At 46.1% G+C, this 18813-nt stretch carries 14 protein-coding genes; 7 read left to right on the top strand and 7 right to left on the bottom strand.

Features of this window, described 5'->3' with window-relative positions; all coding sequences use genetic code 11:
• Positions 1-85: 85 nt before the first annotated feature.
• Entirely contained in the window at positions 86-2059 is a 1974-nt protein-coding gene (locus tag ONB37_08995; GenBank protein MDZ7400284.1) for a hypothetical protein, read from the top strand.
• 9 nt (positions 2060-2068) lie between these two features.
• Here ONB37_08995 and murJ read toward each other — a convergent pair whose 3' ends face one another.
• From murJ to ONB37_08980, 3 genes are all read right to left on the bottom strand, one after another.
• Positions 2069-3643, bottom strand: coding sequence for a murein biosynthesis integral membrane protein MurJ (gene murJ / locus ONB37_08990; GenBank protein MDZ7400283.1), 1575 nt, complete (start codon positions 3641-3643; stop codon positions 2069-2071).
• 207 nt (positions 3644-3850) lie between these two features.
• Positions 3851-5725, bottom strand: coding sequence for a TIGR03545 family protein (locus tag ONB37_08985; protein ID MDZ7400282.1), 1875 nt, complete (start codon positions 5723-5725; stop codon positions 3851-3853).
• Positions 5722-6252 (bottom strand): TIGR03546 family protein, encoded by a 531-nt coding sequence (locus ONB37_08980; GenBank protein MDZ7400281.1) that lies wholly within the window; start codon positions 6250-6252, stop codon positions 5722-5724. Before ONB37_08980 ends, ONB37_08985 begins: the two co-directional genes overlap by 4 nt.
• 1118 nt (positions 6253-7370) lie before the next feature.
• On the opposite strand from ONB37_08980, the gene ONB37_08975 reads away from it, so the two are divergent.
• The 4 genes from ONB37_08975 to ONB37_08960 all read left to right on the top strand — a co-directional run bounded on the left by ONB37_08975 (position 7371) and on the right by ONB37_08960 (position 13380).
• Positions 7371-8393, top strand: a complete 1023-nt coding sequence (locus ONB37_08975) for an isocitrate dehydrogenase (NAD(+)) (protein ID MDZ7400280.1) — start codon at positions 7371-7373, stop codon at positions 8391-8393.
• 376 nt (positions 8394-8769) lie between these two features.
• On the top strand, positions 8770-10077 hold the full coding sequence (locus ONB37_08970) for a 4Fe-4S binding protein (GenBank protein ID MDZ7400279.1): 1308 nt from the start codon (positions 8770-8772) through the stop codon (positions 10075-10077).
• 579 nt (positions 10078-10656) lie between these two features.
• Positions 10657-11880 carry a multiheme c-type cytochrome gene (locus ONB37_08965; GenBank protein MDZ7400278.1) on the top strand — a complete coding sequence of 408 codons (1224 nt, stop codon included), beginning with the start codon at positions 10657-10659 and terminating at the stop codon, positions 11878-11880.
• A 720-nt stretch (positions 11881-12600) separates the two neighbouring features.
• Positions 12601-13380 carry a 4Fe-4S binding protein gene (locus ONB37_08960; protein MDZ7400277.1) on the top strand — a complete coding sequence of 260 codons (780 nt, stop codon included), beginning with the start codon at positions 12601-12603 and terminating at the stop codon, positions 13378-13380.
• A gap of 103 nt (positions 13381-13483) precedes the next feature.
• On the opposite strand, the gene ONB37_08955 is transcribed toward ONB37_08960, so the two are convergent.
• The 3 genes from ONB37_08955 to ONB37_08945 all read right to left on the bottom strand — a co-directional run bounded on the left by ONB37_08955 (position 13484) and on the right by ONB37_08945 (position 15025).
• Positions 13484-13717, bottom strand: a complete 234-nt coding sequence (locus tag ONB37_08955) for a hypothetical protein (protein MDZ7400276.1) — start codon at positions 13715-13717, stop codon at positions 13484-13486.
• 438 nt (positions 13718-14155) lie between these two features.
• Positions 14156-14287, bottom strand: a complete 132-nt coding sequence (locus ONB37_08950) for a hypothetical protein (GenBank protein MDZ7400275.1) — start codon at positions 14285-14287, stop codon at positions 14156-14158.
• Positions 14288-14809: 522 nt separating this feature from the next.
• Entirely contained in the window at positions 14810-15025 is a 216-nt protein-coding gene (locus tag ONB37_08945; GenBank protein ID MDZ7400274.1) for a hypothetical protein, read from the bottom strand.
• Between the two features lie 610 nt (positions 15026-15635).
• On the opposite strand from ONB37_08945, the gene ONB37_08940 reads away from it, so the two are divergent.
• Together ONB37_08940 and ONB37_08935 are read left to right on the top strand one after the other, a co-directional pair.
• Positions 15636-16868, top strand: coding sequence for a DUF438 domain-containing protein (locus ONB37_08940; GenBank protein MDZ7400273.1), 1233 nt, complete (start codon positions 15636-15638; stop codon positions 16866-16868).
• Positions 16869-17241: 373 nt separating this feature from the next.
• The gene (locus ONB37_08935; GenBank protein ID MDZ7400272.1) at positions 17242-17763 is read left to right on the top strand and encodes a DUF1858 domain-containing protein; all 522 of its coding nucleotides are present in this window, start codon (positions 17242-17244) and stop codon (positions 17761-17763) included.
• Between the two features lie 50 nt (positions 17764-17813).
• Here ONB37_08935 and ONB37_08930 read toward each other — a convergent pair whose 3' ends face one another.
• Entirely contained in the window at positions 17814-18554 is a 741-nt protein-coding gene (locus ONB37_08930) for a hypothetical protein (GenBank protein MDZ7400271.1), read from the bottom strand.
• Between the last annotated feature and the right edge of the window lie 259 nt (positions 18555-18813).

Below are 18813 nucleotides of genomic sequence, written 5' to 3'. Positions count from 1 at the left end.
TAAGCATTGGGATTATATGGTTGGATCACATTTTAACAGATTTGATTCCATAGAAAAAGAATTGCTAATGGTCATGATTTGCATCATGCTCGTTGGTCTGTCGGATTTGGCGAAGGCAAGTGATGATAAAATTAATATCATTGCATCTGAGGACGCTATCACAATCAAGACTTCCATCTATCAATTGAAATTGGATAAGACCATTGGCCAGGCACATCTTAGCAATAAAGACGGGGTTCCTTACACGTCATTCCCGCTTGATATACAGTTCGATCTAAGTGAACGAAGGGAAGAGGCCAGCATTGTTCGCTCGTGGAAAATCAGCGATCGAGCGATTATCGTTACTGCAGGCTTGGATGGCATGACAGCGCAGGAGATAAAACTTACTTGTTATCATAACGCTTTTAAAATAGAAATCAAATCTGTGCTTCCGAAGAATTTCAATAGCGTTGGAGCCTATCTTTTCCGGCGAAACGACATTGGATTTGACACAACAAATTGGGATCAATATTTTTCGCCAGAGCCAGATGATTATTTCCGAACGAATCCCGTTGTTGATCTTCGTGCGGATCGGGATCAGCAATGGGGTTTTGCACCAGCGCCGCTGAATCTATCGTTCAAAACTAGAGCAGGATGGTTCAGTACCGGGTTGTTGGATCTGCCTGATGCATCCCTCTATTCATTTAAACACAATGCGCTCTGGCTGGATCTTCCATGGGATCGAATAAAATTTCAGCGCGAGCTTCTTTATCAGTTCCCCGCGATAATTTTCACCTTCAATAATTCGCCATGGGATGCAATAGGGGAATATGCTCGCTTTGTTCGGCAACACAATAATAAAGCACAGAAACAACCAAGGCGCGTTCCTGGCTGGTGGAAGCGTCCCTTAGTTTCGACGTGGGGAGAACAGCGGGTGAATCAAATGATAGATGAGCATCCGAATTATAATAGTCAATGGGTCAGAGATTATGTGATTCAACAGCGATATGCGCTGGATAGCTTAAACTTCAATTTGATCATCGAGAGCAAATGGGCAATGAATGATGGCGAGGCAACGCCTTCGGATCGGTTTCGGGACTTGCGGAACATGATCGATTGGTGCCATGATCATGGGATAAAGGTCATCCTGTTCTGGAAAGCGTGGAAAGCAGAGGCCCGAGCGTTGCCAGTCCGCATGGCAATCATCGATGGAGAATATCTCGATGCAACCCATCCCTTGTTCGAGAGCTACGTGGACTCGTGTTGCCAGGTCCTTTTCGGCAATGGGCCGAATCAACTTGATGCCGATGGCTTGAAGATCGATCGCCTGTTCCTGGCGCGCGATCCCAGCCGGGCGAATTACGCCAATAGTAACGCTGGCATTGGATTTCGCGAGGCCCATCGCTATTTGAAGGTTTTTTATGAAACAGCTAAAAGATATAAACCAGATGCGCTATTGATTAGCTCTGCGGTCGATCCCCATTTTGCAGATGTTCAGGACATGCTCCGAGTGAACGACGACTGGGATAACAAGACGGTTCGAGAGAAACGGGCACGGGTCATCACGCAAGCGCTTCCTGGCATGTTGATCGATGGGGACGCAGCGGATCTCCCCAAGGGAATTGCGCTCTACCATTACGTCACCAGCGCGATTTATGGTGTCCCATCTATCCAATATCTCAAGCGCTTTCACGATGCCCCAATTCACGGTGAAATGCGCACTCAAATTGTCAACTTGCTCAAATTATATCAGCTCAAACCCGATGGGTTGGTCCGATGGGTGGATTATGGCTATTGGCAAATCGTGAGCAACGAGGGGAAGCTATTGGCAGAATCATTGCCCAATGGGAAGGGCCTGCTGGTTTTCGAAAACAACAGTCGAGCAGAGTTGCTATGCATTGAAAATCATTCCGTGCATCTTCTATTAGACCAGCATCAGTTGAGGTCAATTCACGATGAATCTGGAACAGCAGTCCCATTTTCTGATTTGGGCGAGGGGATCTATGAATTGCGGGATGTAGCGTTGGATCGAATTTATCATTTGGAATTAAGATCCATTCCGCGCAGAAGACAGAGATGAGTTGGGATTTTAAAAGAAAGCCTTATTGATCCGAGCTCGGATCTCTTTTGGGCCGATGAGACGCATGGCTGAGAGATAGAGTAAACCTGCGACGGTGGCACCGATTCCCAAACCTACTACATTTCGAATTAACAAAGAATCGATCTTTCCCTCTAAATAATGCTTGAGCAAATGATGATAGCCCAGAAAGATCATAATACCGATGATGAAGCAAACTAAGCTGATGATAAATAGATCTCGAAGAATCGCCCTATAGTCGATTTGATGACGCAACTCTTTCGAGAGAAAGTAGAAAAGCAGCAAACAGCTCAGGCTAAAGGCGATGGACGAAGCCAGGGCAATCCCCCCGTGTTTCAGCGGGGTTTTAACCAAAATGAAGTTGAGAATGATGTTCAGAATGGCCGTGGCAATGGCGATATAAAACGGCATCTTGTTCTTCTGAAAGATCGAAAACAATCGGGAAAAAAAGGTGTTCAAACTGATGCCGAGCAATCCGACAGAATAGCACCAGAACGCGATAGCGGTGAGTCGCGTGCTTTCGGCATCGAAGTGGCCGCGCTGATAAACCAGACTGATGATTGGCGTGGCCATTGCCACCATGATCATGATGATGGGCAGCACGAGGGCAAGATTCATTTGGATCCCCAGGCGAATTCCAGCCAAAAAATCCTCATCTTGAACCAACGCTTTTTTTTCGGTCAAATATGGCACCAACGCGCGACTGATAGAAAGCCCGATAATAGCGACTGGCAATTGAATGAGTCGCTGGGCGTACCAGAGCGAGGCGATGCTACCAGTGATCAAAAATGAAGCCAGCATCCGATCCACAATTTCCACCGATTTATCCAGCAATGACTTGAGCAAGATGAACCCGCTTTCGCGGCTCACCGTTCTCATCTCCGCTTCGTTGAGATGAAGCGTGGGGGAATAGCTGGCATGAGTGTCCTTCCAGATTTGTCGTTTGAATAAAAAGGGGATTTGAATGATCAGCTCTAACAACCCGCCTAACAGAAAGCCAGCAGGGAGCGCATAGATGCCCAGAAATGGTCTGAAGTAATGGACGCCAATGATCACCCCGATGCTCAACATGGCTGGTGCAAGGCTGTAGATCTTGTTCATTTCGAAGAAGTTCAGAACGCTGCCGACAAAGGCTGAGAGGCCAATGATCAACATGAACGGCAAAATCCAATATGTCATGGTGATCGCTTTGGGGAAGACCGATGGCTCCAGGCCTGGTGCGATAATTTTGACAATCAGCGGTGCGATGAGATAAAGGATAGCGGTGACGATAATCAATGCTATGACCATCAAGTTAAAGCAAGAGGACAGTAACTGCCATCCGTGCTGATATTTTTTCTGGCTGATCAATCGCTTGAACGGCGGCAAAAACGCCCGTTCGACCACATCCTCGCCCAAAAAATGTCTGAAAAATGTGGGAATGGTGAAGGCGATGACGAACAAATCCATAGCGCGATTGGTGCCGTAATAGGCGGCGGTCACCAGCTCTCGCAAAAAGCCCAGCACACGAGAGACAAAAGTCCCTGTCACCAGATCTATGAGATTTCTTTGAATTCTCCCTGACATTGATTGAAAGCCTCAATTCGCTTTCTAAACACAGCAAAATCGATTCATGAATTAAGCGAAAGTCTCAAGCTAAGCTAATGACATCTTACATTGATCGAATTTAAAAAGTCAGCTTTCACAATAGGACGATGGAAAGCGAGACATCAGATCAATCCAGCAAAAGAAAAAAACTTCACTCAGCTTTGCTATTTGATTTTCAAACACCAATTAATTTCCCGGCTTTCTGATGAAATCGATCACTTTTTTCTTGGCATCCGATTCGAGTTTCTTCTTTCGCTCCTCTAATTCCTTCTTTCGCTGCTCCAACTCGTTAGTGATTTGGTAAACTTTTTGCTTGGCTTGATCCAGTTCAGCATAAACTTTCTGCCGATTTTCATCGATAATGGCCTCGACCTGCTTGCGCTTTTTATCGACCTCGGTGCGGACATAGCTTTCGACCTGTTGCTGGGCCTCGCGGAGGTTCTCAGCAATGGTCAGTTTGATTTGATTGGCCAACACATTATCGACGTTGGAGTTCAGGTTCAATTTGAAATCGGCTCCAGCACCGCCAATGAGCTGCGCTTTTAAGTTCACATTGGTCAGTCCCCCCAAAACCTCTCGGACGATTTTCGATACGCGATCGGTTGCTTCACTTTCATAAATGAAGTTCACCGGAGAAACATCAAGGTTCAACTTCAGGTCGATGCTATTGCTAACAAAAAATCCAGCCAGCATAATGTTGCCCTTCTGGGCCGAAATGGCCGCTGGGAAATATTTGCTCTTTTTCAGATTGATTTTTCCCAGGCCAAAATTCTCGGCGCTAAGCCACAGGGAATCCCGCGATTGATCGGTGATATGATCCAGGCTTCCTGCCAGCCGATATTTATTGCCATCGAGGCGCATCAAATCGATGTTAAACCGGGTGGGCCTTCCCAGAACTGAGGGTTGATTGGTCAGCCCAGTTAAATATCCCTCAAGAAAATAGGCACGGCTGGTATCCCCGGCTGCAGTGGCAGCGGAGAGTTTCGCCTGACGCAGGAGAAATTTGGGATAGCGATAGCGAAACGGAAAATGAATATCCTGTCCCTTGAAACGCGGGGGCTTTTCTACCTTGTCCGAAGCCGTCATCTTTTGAACTTTATCCAGATATTTTCGACCGGTGGCAACATAATCGAGCAACTGCTCATAACGATCGACCACGGCGCTGCCGAAAAGCACCAGGGCAACATCTTTCACATCCAAATCTTTCAGCTTCGCTAATTGTTTAGCCTTGTCAATGTCCTGTTGAAGCGCACCTTGAGCGGATTTCAATTCCGCCTGGAGCTCATCGAAAGTTTGGGTCAAAGCAGCATGCTTCTGCTCCACATCTTTCTTCAGCGAAAGCGCATCTTTACGAATGTCATCCACTTTTTTCGCCAGGTCGACTACCGCGGCTACATCCTTGATCTCATCGATCTTTTCAAGCTTGAGCGATTTCACCTTGGATTCAAGTTCGTTTACCTTGGCAGAATAGACTTTGACATCGAGTTGCGATTTCCAGTAATCGAACGTGCTATCGGCCGTGGAGCGCAGCGACTGATAGGCCTGAAAGCTAGCCAGATTTTCGACATTGATGAGCGAATCGACCTTTAATTTTTTGCCCAGACCTGACAGGTCAAAGATCGGGGCATCTCCAAGCTGCTTTTGCAAGGCAGCCTTGGCTCTTTCGAACAAATCAGGTTCGGTAGATTTGGGCGGCTCCGGCTTTTTGGGCAAACTGCCGTTTGTCTTACGTGGCGTGCCAGTCCTCACTCGTTCCAAAGCCATCTCTTTGATGATGAAGCGACGCCAAAATAGGGGCCGCGTTTCAAGGTCAAAGCTTGCCCGACCAGTTTCCACCAGGTTCTTCCACGGATCATTGGCATTGGCAATTTGGAGTCGGCTCCAAGAACATTCCGCTTTCAGCAAGCTGAAATGAAAATTATCGATCTCGACCTTGGCGCCAGCAATGGCTTCCAAGCCGGATTCCAATTGCCGCTCCAAGAATTTATCCTGGGTAAAATATGCGATCACTGCGACGATGATCGCGATCACTGCCAGGTAAATGAGGCCTCTTTTTCTCATAGCTCACCTCCTAAATCTCGAACCTTCTCATACCACTGCACCAGCTTGCTGCCTTTGATGACCTGGTAAACCTTCCATTTTTTGATCCGAACTTCCAAGTTGTCTCGATAAGCAACGACCAACTTTTTCATTCCCCAAAATATTGGGAAAAAAAGCATCAGCCCGGCCACAAAACTTCCCATCACCACAGTATTATTGAATCGGGTTAGCGGCCCGAGCGGATTATTATAGAGCCATTCCCAGATCCCCTGCAAAGCAGGAATTCCAGTCAGAAAATAATATCCGATATCGTGGAAGATCGGATCTAATAGATAAGCAAATAAACTGGCCAGGAGGATCGCCAATGTCCCAGCCGCCATGTTGATATTGAGCAGAATGAGCAAGATGAACAGCGCTACGCCTTGCAAGGTCCAAAACGGCATTAGCCCAATCAGAAAACCAACGCAGAATCCAGCCGCGATCTGCCCTGGCGATTCCCCAGAACGGAACGCCCGAATCACTTTCGAAATGATATTCAACCAGATCATATCCAGTCCCTTTAAGATTTATCGTCGCTTGAAATTTGCCTCGAAATATAAACCAATTTCGCAGCAAAGTCAAGGAATTTTTCAACGACACTGTGACCACGCATGTTCGGCTGATCATTGCTATTCATTCAGCAGCAAGGTTTAAAATGCCAAGCACAGTGTCATTGGACCATCCTATGGAGCGAAAATACCATTTTTCCAGCAATTAAAAATTGGTTGGTTATGACTGGATCAACATTTCTTGCGCGATAATCTTCACCTTATTTTGGTCATGAAATATCATTTAGCCTTCGCTCAAATCAGATCCTGTGGAAGTTGCATTTTGGGTTTGCCATTTAATTCGATACAAATTTTAGCCACCGATCGAAACATTGAGGCTATCCGATTTCCGGTTGTATGCCAATTATCTAAAGCAGCGATGGATTTCGGGTCAAACTGGTATCGCTCGAATTAAAAGGATGAAACCGCCACTCGAAAAAATCGACAGAGACTTGACTTTAGTCAAGGCGATTAATTGAAGATCGATGTAAATTTTTATCTGCTTTGCCGAACGTCTCTGATAATCATCAACAATCGGAACAATTGAATCGAATCATACTATCAAGCTCATGCCAATTTTCAGATGGTCTTGAGCGTTAAACAGAGGGAGTCAAATGAAAAAAGTTGCCATTTTTAAATTGACTCCAAGGGTTAGGTGACGGATGGGCCTCGTTTTACTCGAAATTTCTCGGAGTCAAATCGGCTTCTGCATCCGCGGGAATGAGATTCCGAATTTGCCAATTCGCTTGCTTTGCAGAAAACTAATTTGATTACTCATGGCGAAATGGCACATGGATGATATGATATGGGAAAACCGGGACAAGTGGTATCAGCCAAAAACTTGGCCTTTAATAGCATCATTTCATTTCCAGCAAAAGCTATATTTGGCGGTCTTAGGGTTCTCGATTCTGTTTTGCTCGATATTAACGGGGGATTTCGACAATGGCTTATAATGGTGATGGCGTGCAAAAATTGAACATTTGCTCTTAGCTTGCTTTTCAATTAATTTTTTAATATATTCCGCCATCGAATTTGAATAAACCACCGAAACCCATCATTAGAGCAAAAAGGGAACTGATATGAATCAAAACAGGCCGAAACGGACGATCAGTCTGATCAAAGGAGATGGCATTGGGCCGGAAGTGGCACAGGCTGCGGTGGCTGTGATCGATGCGTCTGGTGCAGCGATCGAATGGGAGGAAGTCCCTGCTGGCGCCAATGCGTTAGAAAAGATCGGTACAGTTTTGCCCGAGTATACGATCGAGTCTGTGAGACGGAATAAAGTGGCACTAAAAGGGCCGGTTGGTACGCCGATCGGGGAGGGATTCAAAAGCATCAGCGTGACCTTGCGGAAAAGGCTAGAACTATACGCCAATCTTCGGCCGGTGAAAAGCCTTCCGAATGTCAAAGCGCCATATCAAAACATCGATCTGATCGTTGTGCGCGAAAATACGGAAGGGCTGTATTCCGGGATCGAACATGAGGTCGTTCCGGGGGTCGTGGAATCGCTCAAAATTATCACGGAGAAGGCTTCGACCCGTATCGCAGAATTTGCCTTTAAATATGCCAGCGACTATCGGCGGCATAAGGTAACGGCAGTTCATAAAGCTAATATCATGAAAATGAGCGACGGCCTTTTTCTACAATGCTCGCGCAAAGTCGCTGAGAAATACCCCGATATTCAATACGAGGAAAAAATCGTCGATAATGCTTGTATGCAATTGGTCTTGAATCCATATCAATTTGATGTCTTGTTGTTGGAAAATCTCTATGGGGATATCGTTTCGGACTTATGTGCTGGACTGGTCGGCGGCCTCGGTACTGCACCAGGGGCAAATATCGGCGATGAATATGCGATTTTTGAGGCGGTGCACGGTAGTGCTCCTGACATCGCGGGCAAGAATTTGGCCAATCCCATCGCTTTGATCCGCTCGGGCATTTTGATGCTCGAGTATATCGGCGAAAATGAGGCGGCCCAGCGCATTGCCAATGCAATCAATAAGGTCCTTGAAAAGGGGGAGAAATTGACTCGCGACTTGGGCGGAACGGCCACCACAACCGAAATCACTGAAGCCATTATCGCTGAGTTAGGGGATGAATAGCGAGAATATCGCTGCGATCTTAATGTCTCGATCAATATAGATATCTGTCTAATCGGATTTGTTCAGACAACTGGGTTTTTGGTCGCTTCGACTGCTTTTCCAGTGGCATTTATTTATAGCATCCTGATCCCAACTCGGCTCTGCCCGAGGTCAGGGCACTATCTTCCGTAGTTCTGGGACCTTGTTGTCATTCGATTTGCACCCAACTGATCGAAATATCTTTGCTACTTCATGTTCCGATAAACTTCGCGATCGATGAGATGGAAAATTGGATCAGCATAATAACCAACTGTAGATCTCAACGCGAATTATAGGAAAATGAGGAGGGGGTAGCTTCTTAGTTTTGGCAGGCTAAATTATAGAGGAGATGACGTTTTTGAATTTTGTCACATTGCTCCCAATTATTCTCTCATGCTTATTGATGGCGGCGCATTTTTCTCGGGCAAATCAACATGGTTTAGCGATCAGTTGTCTCTTGCTCCCGTTGCTGCTGTTGGTCAAACGTCGCTGGGTAGCAAGGGTGATTCAAGTCTTGCTCCTATTGGGCGCCCTTGAGTGGATTACGACGACGCTCCGAATTGTTCAGATGCGTCAGGCGCACGGTGTTCCGTGGATGCGATTGGTCATTATCCTAGGCAGCGTTGCATTGTTCACCGCGCTTTCAGCCCTGGTATTCGAAAGCCGAAAATTAAAACAACGCTATCGACCAGTGAACCCACTCGATGCCACTTCGTCCATTGCTTTTCTGGCTACTGCATTGCTTCTCAGCATATTACAAACCAAATTATCGAGCCCGATTCTCCTATTGGAGCGTTTCGTTCCAACAATGGGCTGGTTGGAGGTCCTCGGCCTATCCCTCTATGCGGGCGTGATCATGGAAAAGATGATAAATCCCCACCGTTCTGCGCAATGGCGACAGCGTATTTGGCTACTCTTCTCGATCGTATTTTTTTCGCAATTGATCTTTGGGCTGTTCGGAATAGAAAAATTACTTATGACTGGCCGGCTTCATCTTCCAATCCCAGCGATGATCGTCGCAGGACCGATATTCCGGGGCGAGCGATTTTTCATGTTGATCTTATTTCTCAGTACGATTGTGCTCGTTGGACCAGCCTGGTGCAGTTATCTGTGTTATATTGGTTCATGGGACAATTTAGCGGCGCGATCTCGGGAGGTCTCACGAGATTTTTTCAAAGGCAGGAGATCGATGCAGGCTGGGATGCTGATCATTGTCATCGTTGCTGCCCGGCTGTTACGATGGCTAGGGGCTTCAATGATGCTTGCCACTTTGATTGGCGCGATATTTGGCCTCGTCGGCGTGGGAATGATGATACTTTGGTCGAGAAAAAAAGGGGTAATGACCCATTGTCTCACCTATTGTCCAATTGGCTTTTTAGCCACAACTTTGGGAAAGCTATCCCCCTTCCGCATTCGCATCAAGGATGGATGTACCAAATGCCGCGCTTGTACCTCAGTGTGCCGATACGATGCCTTGCAGTTGGAAAATATCATCCGACAGCGGCCTGCGAGTTCATGCACCCTCTGTGGCGACTGCATAGGGAGCTGCAAAGGCAAATTTCTCGAATATCGACTATTTCGTTTCGCTCCAGAAAATGCTCGCGTCATTTTTTTGGTCATGGCGGTGGTGCTTCATGCGGTGTTTATGGGTGTTGCCCGAATTTAATACAGTAATTTTTGCTGGTGCAATTTTGAGTTTAGGTCTCTAAGTATTGCGTTGCCGAATTCTTATAGGGCACCAAAGGCGATCAAAGCTTAATCTCATGGTGTCGAAATATTCAAAAATGGCTTGAATAGCCCATGATGATCCCCCTTACGACGCTTGATATGCTCGTTTTGGTTTTGAGCAATATGAAAAGTTGGGCAGAATCTCAAAATCACTGACTCTTTCGCTCATGAATATCTCGTGGATAGATTTTCTCCGAATCACAAAGCATTCACCGATGGCTGCATATCTTCATTAGCGGTTGTTTTCTCATCAGTGGACCATGTTTCTGCGGGCCCTCGAATCAGATGATATCATCTATCGAAAGCGAATGGCCAGAGAAATGCGTTTTGTAAAAAATCTGAACCGAAACCCAAAGCTTGTGGCTGGTTCACTGAGGTTTATTGCAATTTTTCTTCGAAGGTTTGTGCAACAACTTGAAGGATTCAATTTCCTCGTGTTGTACTCATAAATCACCCTAGTTATCGGACGCCTTTTAAATCGGAGGATGAAGCCATGCGATCCAAATTTCCACTTCTGATGAGTGCATTTCTGATCTTTAGCGTGATGGTTGTTCGGATTGCTGAGTCCGAGACATGCGTCACTTGCCACAAATCTACTACTCCTAACATTGTCTCGGATTGGCAACTGAGCAAACATAGCCAGCACGATGTGGATTGTGCCACCTGTCATGGAGATGGCCACAGAGATCCATATGACGTGGCGAATGCGGAGATCCCCACGCCAGAGACCTGTGGGCAATGCCATGAGAAACAGGTGGAGCAGTTCAAAAAGGGCAAGCATGCTTTGGCCTGGGCGGCAATGAAGGCCATGCCGACAGCCCATATGCAACCCATGGCGCTTATGGAGGGGATGAAAGGCTGTGGCGGGTGTCATAAGATCGGCCTGAAATCTGAGGCAGAGATCAAGGCATTGAACGAAGCCGGGGCTGGATTTGGGCGCGCGTCATGCGATGCCTGCCATACGCGGCATTTGTTTTCAAAAGCTGAAGCGCAAGAGCCACAGGCTTGTCAAACCTGCCACATGGGTATTGATCATCCACAATGGGAAATGTATTCCACCTCGAAACATGGCGTGCGCTATCTGTTAAAGCAGAACAAAGTGCTCCCTGAGACGGTAGCCGCTCCAAAATGCCAGACATGCCATTTCCAAGAGGGGAACCATGAGGTCATGACTGCGTGGGGTTTTTTGGCCGTGCGTTTGCCGATGCCAGAGGATAAACAATGGGCTGCCGATCGCGCTACCATATTGCAAGGACTTGGGGTGCTGGATCCCAAAGGTCAGCCCACTGAGCGATTGGAGGTCGTGAAGGCAGCTAAGGTGGCTCGGTTGACTCAGGAGGAATGGCAGCAGCAGCGCGATAAGATGCTGAAGACCTGTAATCAATGTCATTCGCTCAATTTCGCCAAGGCCGAATTAGAAAAAGGTGATAAAATGATCAAGGAAGCCGATCGTTTGATGGCCGAGGCGCTGCGGATTGTCGCAGGGCTGTATCAAGATGGCATTCTCAAGAAACCAGCGAATTACGCTCATCCTTTCCCAGATCTGTTAACCTTTCACGATGCGCCGACTGTCATCGAGCAGAAACTCTTTTTAATGTTTTTGGAACATCGAATGAGAGCCTTTCAGGGCAGCTTCCATGCCAATCCCGATTACGCTCTCTGGTACGGTTGGAGCGAGTTACAGCGAGATCTGACCGAGATCAAGGAAATGGCGGCTGAATTGCGCAAGAGAAAGCGATAATTTAGCCAAGTCCATCGATGATTTCGCTCCAGCATTAAACAAAAGCAGGCTATCGCATTTTAAGTGGTGGCCTGTTTTTATTTTTTAAGCTCCATAAACCCATGAAGCTGCAGACTGTGGTTACGACTAACCTCGATCACCACGCTTCTGCCTCCGTTTATCATCTATGACTTTGAGGGAGCAATTTGTTGGATTCTAATCAAATTTCCAAAACTACTTAACAGATGCCATGTCAAATCTCAAGGGGCAAATTGACTTTAGTCAATGAATTTGTCATTCTAAAATGCTATCTTTTGGTAGTTCAAAAGAACTCCCCGAGCCAGGCAGGTTATCGTAGAAATGGGGCAATGAAATAGGAGACCTGAATCCAGCGCATATTGCATGCGATTGAAGCAATTATCAAAGTCAAGAGATAGATAAACTTTATTTCTAATCTCTAATCGAAATCCACTTTGTACCCGCTCAGAAGGGAAATTCAAATAAGCAAAAAAAACGCACCGCTACAAAAGCAAGCGGAAATTAAAAAATTGGTTTAAAGGGTTCTGCAAAGAGAACAAAGATTGGATAACAAATCGGCGCACCTGCAAATGCAGAATTTTCTCTGAATCATATTTTATCACACCTTGAGCGATATCCGCACTCTGAGGTGGGATGGCAGAGTGCTAATTTACAAGTCTTTTGCAGAACTCTGCAAGGACCACTAAACTCTAGGAGTCAAGTATGAGACGAAAGGTCATCCGAATTGATGAAGAGCTGTGCAATGGATGCGGCAATTGCATCGTTGGCTGCTCTGAAGGGGCGCTCCAATTAATAAATGGCAAAGCCCATTTGGTGAGAGAGGATTTTTGTGATGGTTTTGGCGATTGTGTGGGGACTTGTCCCAGGGGCGCGCTGGTGATAGAGGAGCGCGAGGCGGCCGATTTCGATGAGGAAGCTGTGAAGGAGTATTTATTAGCGACCCAAGGCGTGGAGGCCGTCTGGCGAATGGAGGAGGCACAACAGCGGCATGGGGCAACGCACCACTTGGCAATGGGATGCCCAGGATCCCGGACCATGGAGATCAAACGGCCGAGCCATCAGCCTCAAGCAGGGGGACAAGTGACTGGATCGGTCATCCCTTCAGAACTCGCTCAATGGCCGGTGCAAATTCATCTGGTGTCGCCGAATGCTCCATATTTCAATAATAAAGAGCTGGTGGTAATGAGCACTTGCGGACCATTAGCTTCGGCCGATGTCCATTGGCGTTACTTGCGCGGACGCAGCGTTGTGGTTGGCTGCCCAAAATTGGACGACACCAGGCCTTATGCTGCCAAGCTCGCCGCCATTTTGCAGCACAACAATATTCCCAAGGCAATCGTGGCCCGCATGGAAGTGCCATGCTGTGGCGGATTGACCGTGATCTTGCAACAGGCGCTCGAGCTTTCTGGAAAGAATGACATCATTCTGGAAGAAAATATTATTGGGATTGATGGTACAGTTAAAATGATTCGCGAGCTATGATTGAAAATTTTTTTGAAGATTGGACTCAAAGCCCTCAACCTATGAACCTCAATGGCTGATTCGAGTGTGAAATGGTGTGAGGGTGGCAAGAATTGGGATGAAATTATGCCGAGAGGATATAGGTTTCGCATCCGAAATGGGTTTGGCTACCGATGTGCAGGATTGAGGTCAGTTCCAGGTACGGAATTAAGGCTGATGGGATCGGTTGAAAATGATGCACCCCGATCCATTTTCCAACCATGGTTCTCGGCGCCGATTTAATCCCGCTGTTCGTGAGAGCAATTCGATGAGCGCTGTTAAGCGCGTGGCGAAAGCCATATTGTTCTTTTTCATTCAAATATTTTCCGTTTGATTCAAAGGAATTTTCTCTCCCATACAGAAAAGGGGAACCGTTCTGTAATGATCGAGCCAAGAACATGGGATAGATCAATTGATTAATAGCGCTGAAGAAACACTAACGAGCTATTGACCCTCCACACAATCAAATATCGGACGAAGCTAATTTGGTTGAAGAAAGTAAACATGGTCGATCAGAACATAGAAGAATTGGGTTTACTACTCACATTGACGCACTTGCCATGCGTTCAGCATATCCTTGGCCGGTGGACTGATCTGACCAAGAAAGCGTCCCCTATGAAATTGCTGCTTTGACTGTGCTTCCAGGAATATCGGTTTCCCACGCTTCTTCTTGCAGCAATTTAACCTGACGGTCGATCCATTGATAAGGTTGTGGTAATATTTGCTTGCAGGCGGACTTAAGCGGCCAATAAAGTGCTCATTCATCCTGATAATTGGCCTCAAGTTGCTTTTTTAACTTCAGATCGAACCCGAGATACCTCGCTATATCAACCCAAGCTTGCGAGTCAAACTCATCGATCGAGAAACCTTGCTGAACCACGTATTTCATGATCCGATTGTTCAGATTGGCTTTTGTTCTGCATCGGCGTGAGCAGGGCATTTTGAGTATCTTCTCCGGTTGCAAAAGAAGTATCCCATAACGGTTCGATCGCATAAAGGACTTTTTTTTTGATAGCGGGAATTTGACCTTGCTCAATTTGTTGAGCGCTGATTTTGGCAGCAGCCCAACTTTCCCTTCAGGAATAGATCGCTCTCGCTAATGGATAGCTAATACCCAGGGTAGGAAATCTGAAAGCTTTTTTCCCAATCCTGCGGGCTTAAGATCGGACCACCAATGGCAAATTCCAAGCGCGTGCGAATTGCTGCTGGGAGGTTCCTCATAGCTGACAGTATTTGTGGAATTGTCGGTCCTCAACCGCGGCAAAAGATGGTATTCCTGGATCGTGCTTTGAACAGCTTCACCCGACCAGTAATGGGTTCAATGAATTGAATTGAAGGGTAAACGATAAATGGTTGGCCTGAGCTGTGGTTTCAATCGGTTTTATTTCGTTCGCAAAGGGGAACTCCATTTCTAATCGGCACCTACTGAGCCCTTGCTTCTTCCCGCGCCGAACCAAAATCGATTTTCACGCAGTTCTTCTAGCACATAAAATGGCTTAGCTCGGTTGCCGTTCTGTTCCACCAGCGCATCGTAGATGTAAATCTTCAAATCAAATGCGGCGTTCTTCAATAAGGCTTCAAATTTGTAATTGGTATTGGCTTTTGCTGCCCAACGAAATTCGTCCAACTTCATCCCCATTCGGAGATCAAAAAATCTTTCGCGGGGATAACATTCCTTATTCGGGGTATACGCAACTTTCGTGATCAGTTTTTCTGGCAGAGGGGAGCGGTAAAATCGTTGTCAAAGCTGATTGAAGGGCTCGATATTTTTGCCATCATCCGAACATCAGATAAAAGCATTTAGCAGAGCTTGGGCAGTTCCTGCAATCTCTCCTGCTACCGAAATCACCTGTTGCGTACCCCCTCATTTTTAGTGAACAAAGTTTTTCGAGCGTTCCCCCTGTAGATCGGAGATTCGACATATAATTTGCCCGGCAGAAGTATGTCGTTTCCATTTGGTTAAGTTGAAAGATATTATTGGAAGCAAGTTCAGCTTAAATACGACTACCTCAAAAAGTACGAAAAATTTGCTCCATAATTTGAAACAATGACAGTAATAATTTTGATCACACTTTAACAAAATCGTTTGGTATTGACTTTTGTCAATGAATTCTTGAACAAAATATATTATCATTTAGTTGGATACCGGTAGCTGCTGAGAAAAAGGTACAAACGGTTTTGATTAATGGTACTTTTCAAATAATTCAAACCTTTCTAGAAAAGAAAGGAATAATATCATGAGTGAGTTAATCAATAATGCCACCAAAAGAAAGCAATTGCTGAAGCACATGATCCTTCAGCTTCATAAAGGTGAAGCGCCGGAGGACGTGAGGAAGCAATTAACGCGTTTGTTGGGACAAGTGCCGTATGGCGATGTTGTTGAGGTTGAACAAGAGCTGATCGCCGAGGGTCTGCCTCAGGAGGAGGTGCTCCGATTGTGCGATATTCATTCTGCGGCACTAAAAGGGGCGTTGGATTTGTCTGGAGCAAAAGTAGCACCCCCAGGCCATCCAGTCCATACGTTTCAACAAGAGAACCGTGCGCTGGAGTGGGAATTGGCAGTGCTCAACCGCCATTACGAGGCCTTGAATGCGCTCAAGGATGACGATGATGCCAGCCATCTTTTTTCCGAAATTCACAACAGCTTCAATGCGTTGATGGATGTGGAGAAGCATTATGTGCGCAAGGAGAATTTACTATTCCCGTATTTAGAGAAGCATGGGATCACTGGGCCATCAACGGTGATGTGGGGCAAGCATAATGAAGCGCGCCAATTGTTGAAGGCTGCTCTTGAGGCGCTATCCGCAGCGAACCACATCACTGCTGGCGAGGCGAAGACCGTAGCGGAGCTGGTTCTCAAACCTGCCTCCAATGCGATTGAAGAAATGATTTTCAAAGAAGAAGAAATTCTTTTCCCAATGAGTCTGGACAAACTGACTGATGCTGAGTGGTATGAAATTTATAAGCAAAGCGCGGAAATCGGCTTTTGTCTCTATGATCCAAAGGATACTTGGCAGCCCGAGGGTCTGGTGAGCGAGCCTGAACCGCTCACCGCCGCAGGGAGAATTCAATTACCCAGTGGCAGCCTATCCGTGGCAGAATTGACCGCGCTGCTCAATACCATTCCATTTGATTTGACTTTCGTGGATAAAGATGACGCCGTGCGCTATTTTACGCAGGGAAAAGAGCGGATTTTTGCTCGTAATCGTGCTATTCTCGGTCGTAAGGTCCAAAACTGTCATCCGCCCTCCAGTGTCCACGTGGTGAATCAGATCTTGAGCGACTTCAAATCCGGTCAACAAGATCGCGCTGCGTTTTGGATCAATATGGGCAAACGATTTATCCATATCGAATATTTTGCCCTGCGGGATGAACAAGGGAATTATCTGGGTACCCTCGAAGTCAGTCAGGATCTAACCGAAAAACGGAAGCTCCAGGGAGAACAGCGGTTGTTATCCTATGCGAAGTGAAGTTTAGGGGTTGAGTATGTTGATCAATTAGGTAAGATAAGTTGTTAACTAGTGCTGAACGAAAATGCCGTTTTTTTTCTAATACTGTCATTGCGGGCGAAGCGAAGCCATTTTCTAAATTATAGGAACAAAGTGATGAGATTGCTTCGGCAAAAAACGCCTTGCAATGACAGCAAATCGAATAATTGATGAGTTTTCATTCAGACACTAAGTAGGATGCGAGCGATGAGTGAGGATGATTTTTATTTGTTAAATTGCCTGAAGGAAATATCACTTGTTCACCTGACGCACTCAACTCACTCAACATGCTCAACTCATTTAACTTACTCAACTCCTATGATTCAATAACCTCAATTGAATAAGGTGATATGATATGCCAGATCAAATTCTTATAACTCCAGAGACAAAGGTTGGCGCGCTATTGGATGCGTATCCAGAATTGGAACAAGTATTGATTGAACTAGCGCCGGCATTTAAGAAGCTGCAAAACCCTATCCTGCGCAAAACGATCTCCAAAGTCGCAACGCTGCGGCAGGTGGCGCAAATCGGCGATGTAAATTTGGGGAGCTTGATCAATACTCTTCGGTCTAAAGTGGGGATGGCTCCTGCTGAAATAGCTTCTGAAACCGAGGGTCTCGATCATTCGACGCCGCCCGAATGGTTGGACGCCAAGCGGATTACTCAGCGATTGGATGCCAGACCCATCATCGAAGCTGGGGAACAACCGATCAATCGCGTCATGAATGAGTTGAAAGACTTGAAAGAAAATGAGATTTATGAACTGATAACACCATTTGTGCCTGCGCCATTGATCGATCTGGCGAAGAAACAGGGGTTTCGTTCCTGGTCGCAGCAGGTAGACGGAAATGCGTTTCATACTTTCTTTAGCAGATAAGCCAGCCTTTCAGATCGAGTGGATCGGAAAGGCTGGCCTTCGCTATACCATTAAAGGGATCTTGCGATGCTTTCGTATAAAGAATGGACTTCTTCGGTTGCCTTTTTTATTGCTTCGGCATCATCGCCCTGGCAGGCAAGATCGAGAGCGTTCACCGCGTTTTGCAGTTCCACTACTTTTGCTTTGGTTTTATCTAAATCAGCTCCCAATCCATTCGGCCACTGAATATTGGATAGCGCCGCGGCTTTTTCTTTGAAAGCGGGAACAGCGGCTTTGATCGCAGCGATGTCATTGTTCGGATACGCCTCATGCCAGATTTCATGGAGTACTTCATCATGAAAGCTCACCAGCTCAGGGATTCTAAAGCGCAACAGACCGCCCAAGCGCGAGAAATTCATTCGCACCGATTGATATCCTTTGAGCACGGTGCTGTCGATTGTCGTGAGGCTGGGATTATCCAGTACCATCGAGAGTTCATCTAAGGATGTGGCGAGCGCTGAGATCCGTGATTCAATTTCTGCTGCATTTTCCTTCAACCTGTCTGGCACCTCCGCAGCCTCGATTTTATCAAATTTTTGCATCAATATCGCCAAAGTATCCCGCGCAGCTTGAATATCTCCAGCAGTTAAAATGGTATCGAGGCGCATGAGCGTCGGTCGGAAATCTCTGGCAGCCAGCTTCATTTCCTCACCAACAGTTCTCGGTGCCTTCTTCTCACCACAACTCATCAATCCAAACATCAATACGATTAGAATTCCATAAGCAAAAAAAGATGGATAAACACGTCTCATGAATCGAAACCTCCTGATTTGAGTGGTAAGATAATGTGATTTTGAAAAATTTGCTTCACTTACAAAAATCAGTTGCAACTATCGAATTGGGGCATAAAGATAAGAAATCGACTCATAAAATTCAAGTAAAAATTCCTACGAAGAAACAAAATCTTTTTTTTCGTTACATCGCGATCTAAGCTGGCTCTCGTCCATCCCGATTAATTTTGCATTTAAATATTTTTTTTGTTGGTAATTTATTCTGAATTTATTATATTGT

This window comes from candidate division KSB1 bacterium (assembly GCA_034506395.1).
GTDB lineage: Bacteria > Zhuqueibacterota > Zhuqueibacteria > Thermofontimicrobiales > Thermofontimicrobiaceae > Thermofontimicrobium.
Note: the sequence above shows the minus strand (reverse complement) of the source record. Positions and strands in the feature narration are given on the sequence as shown.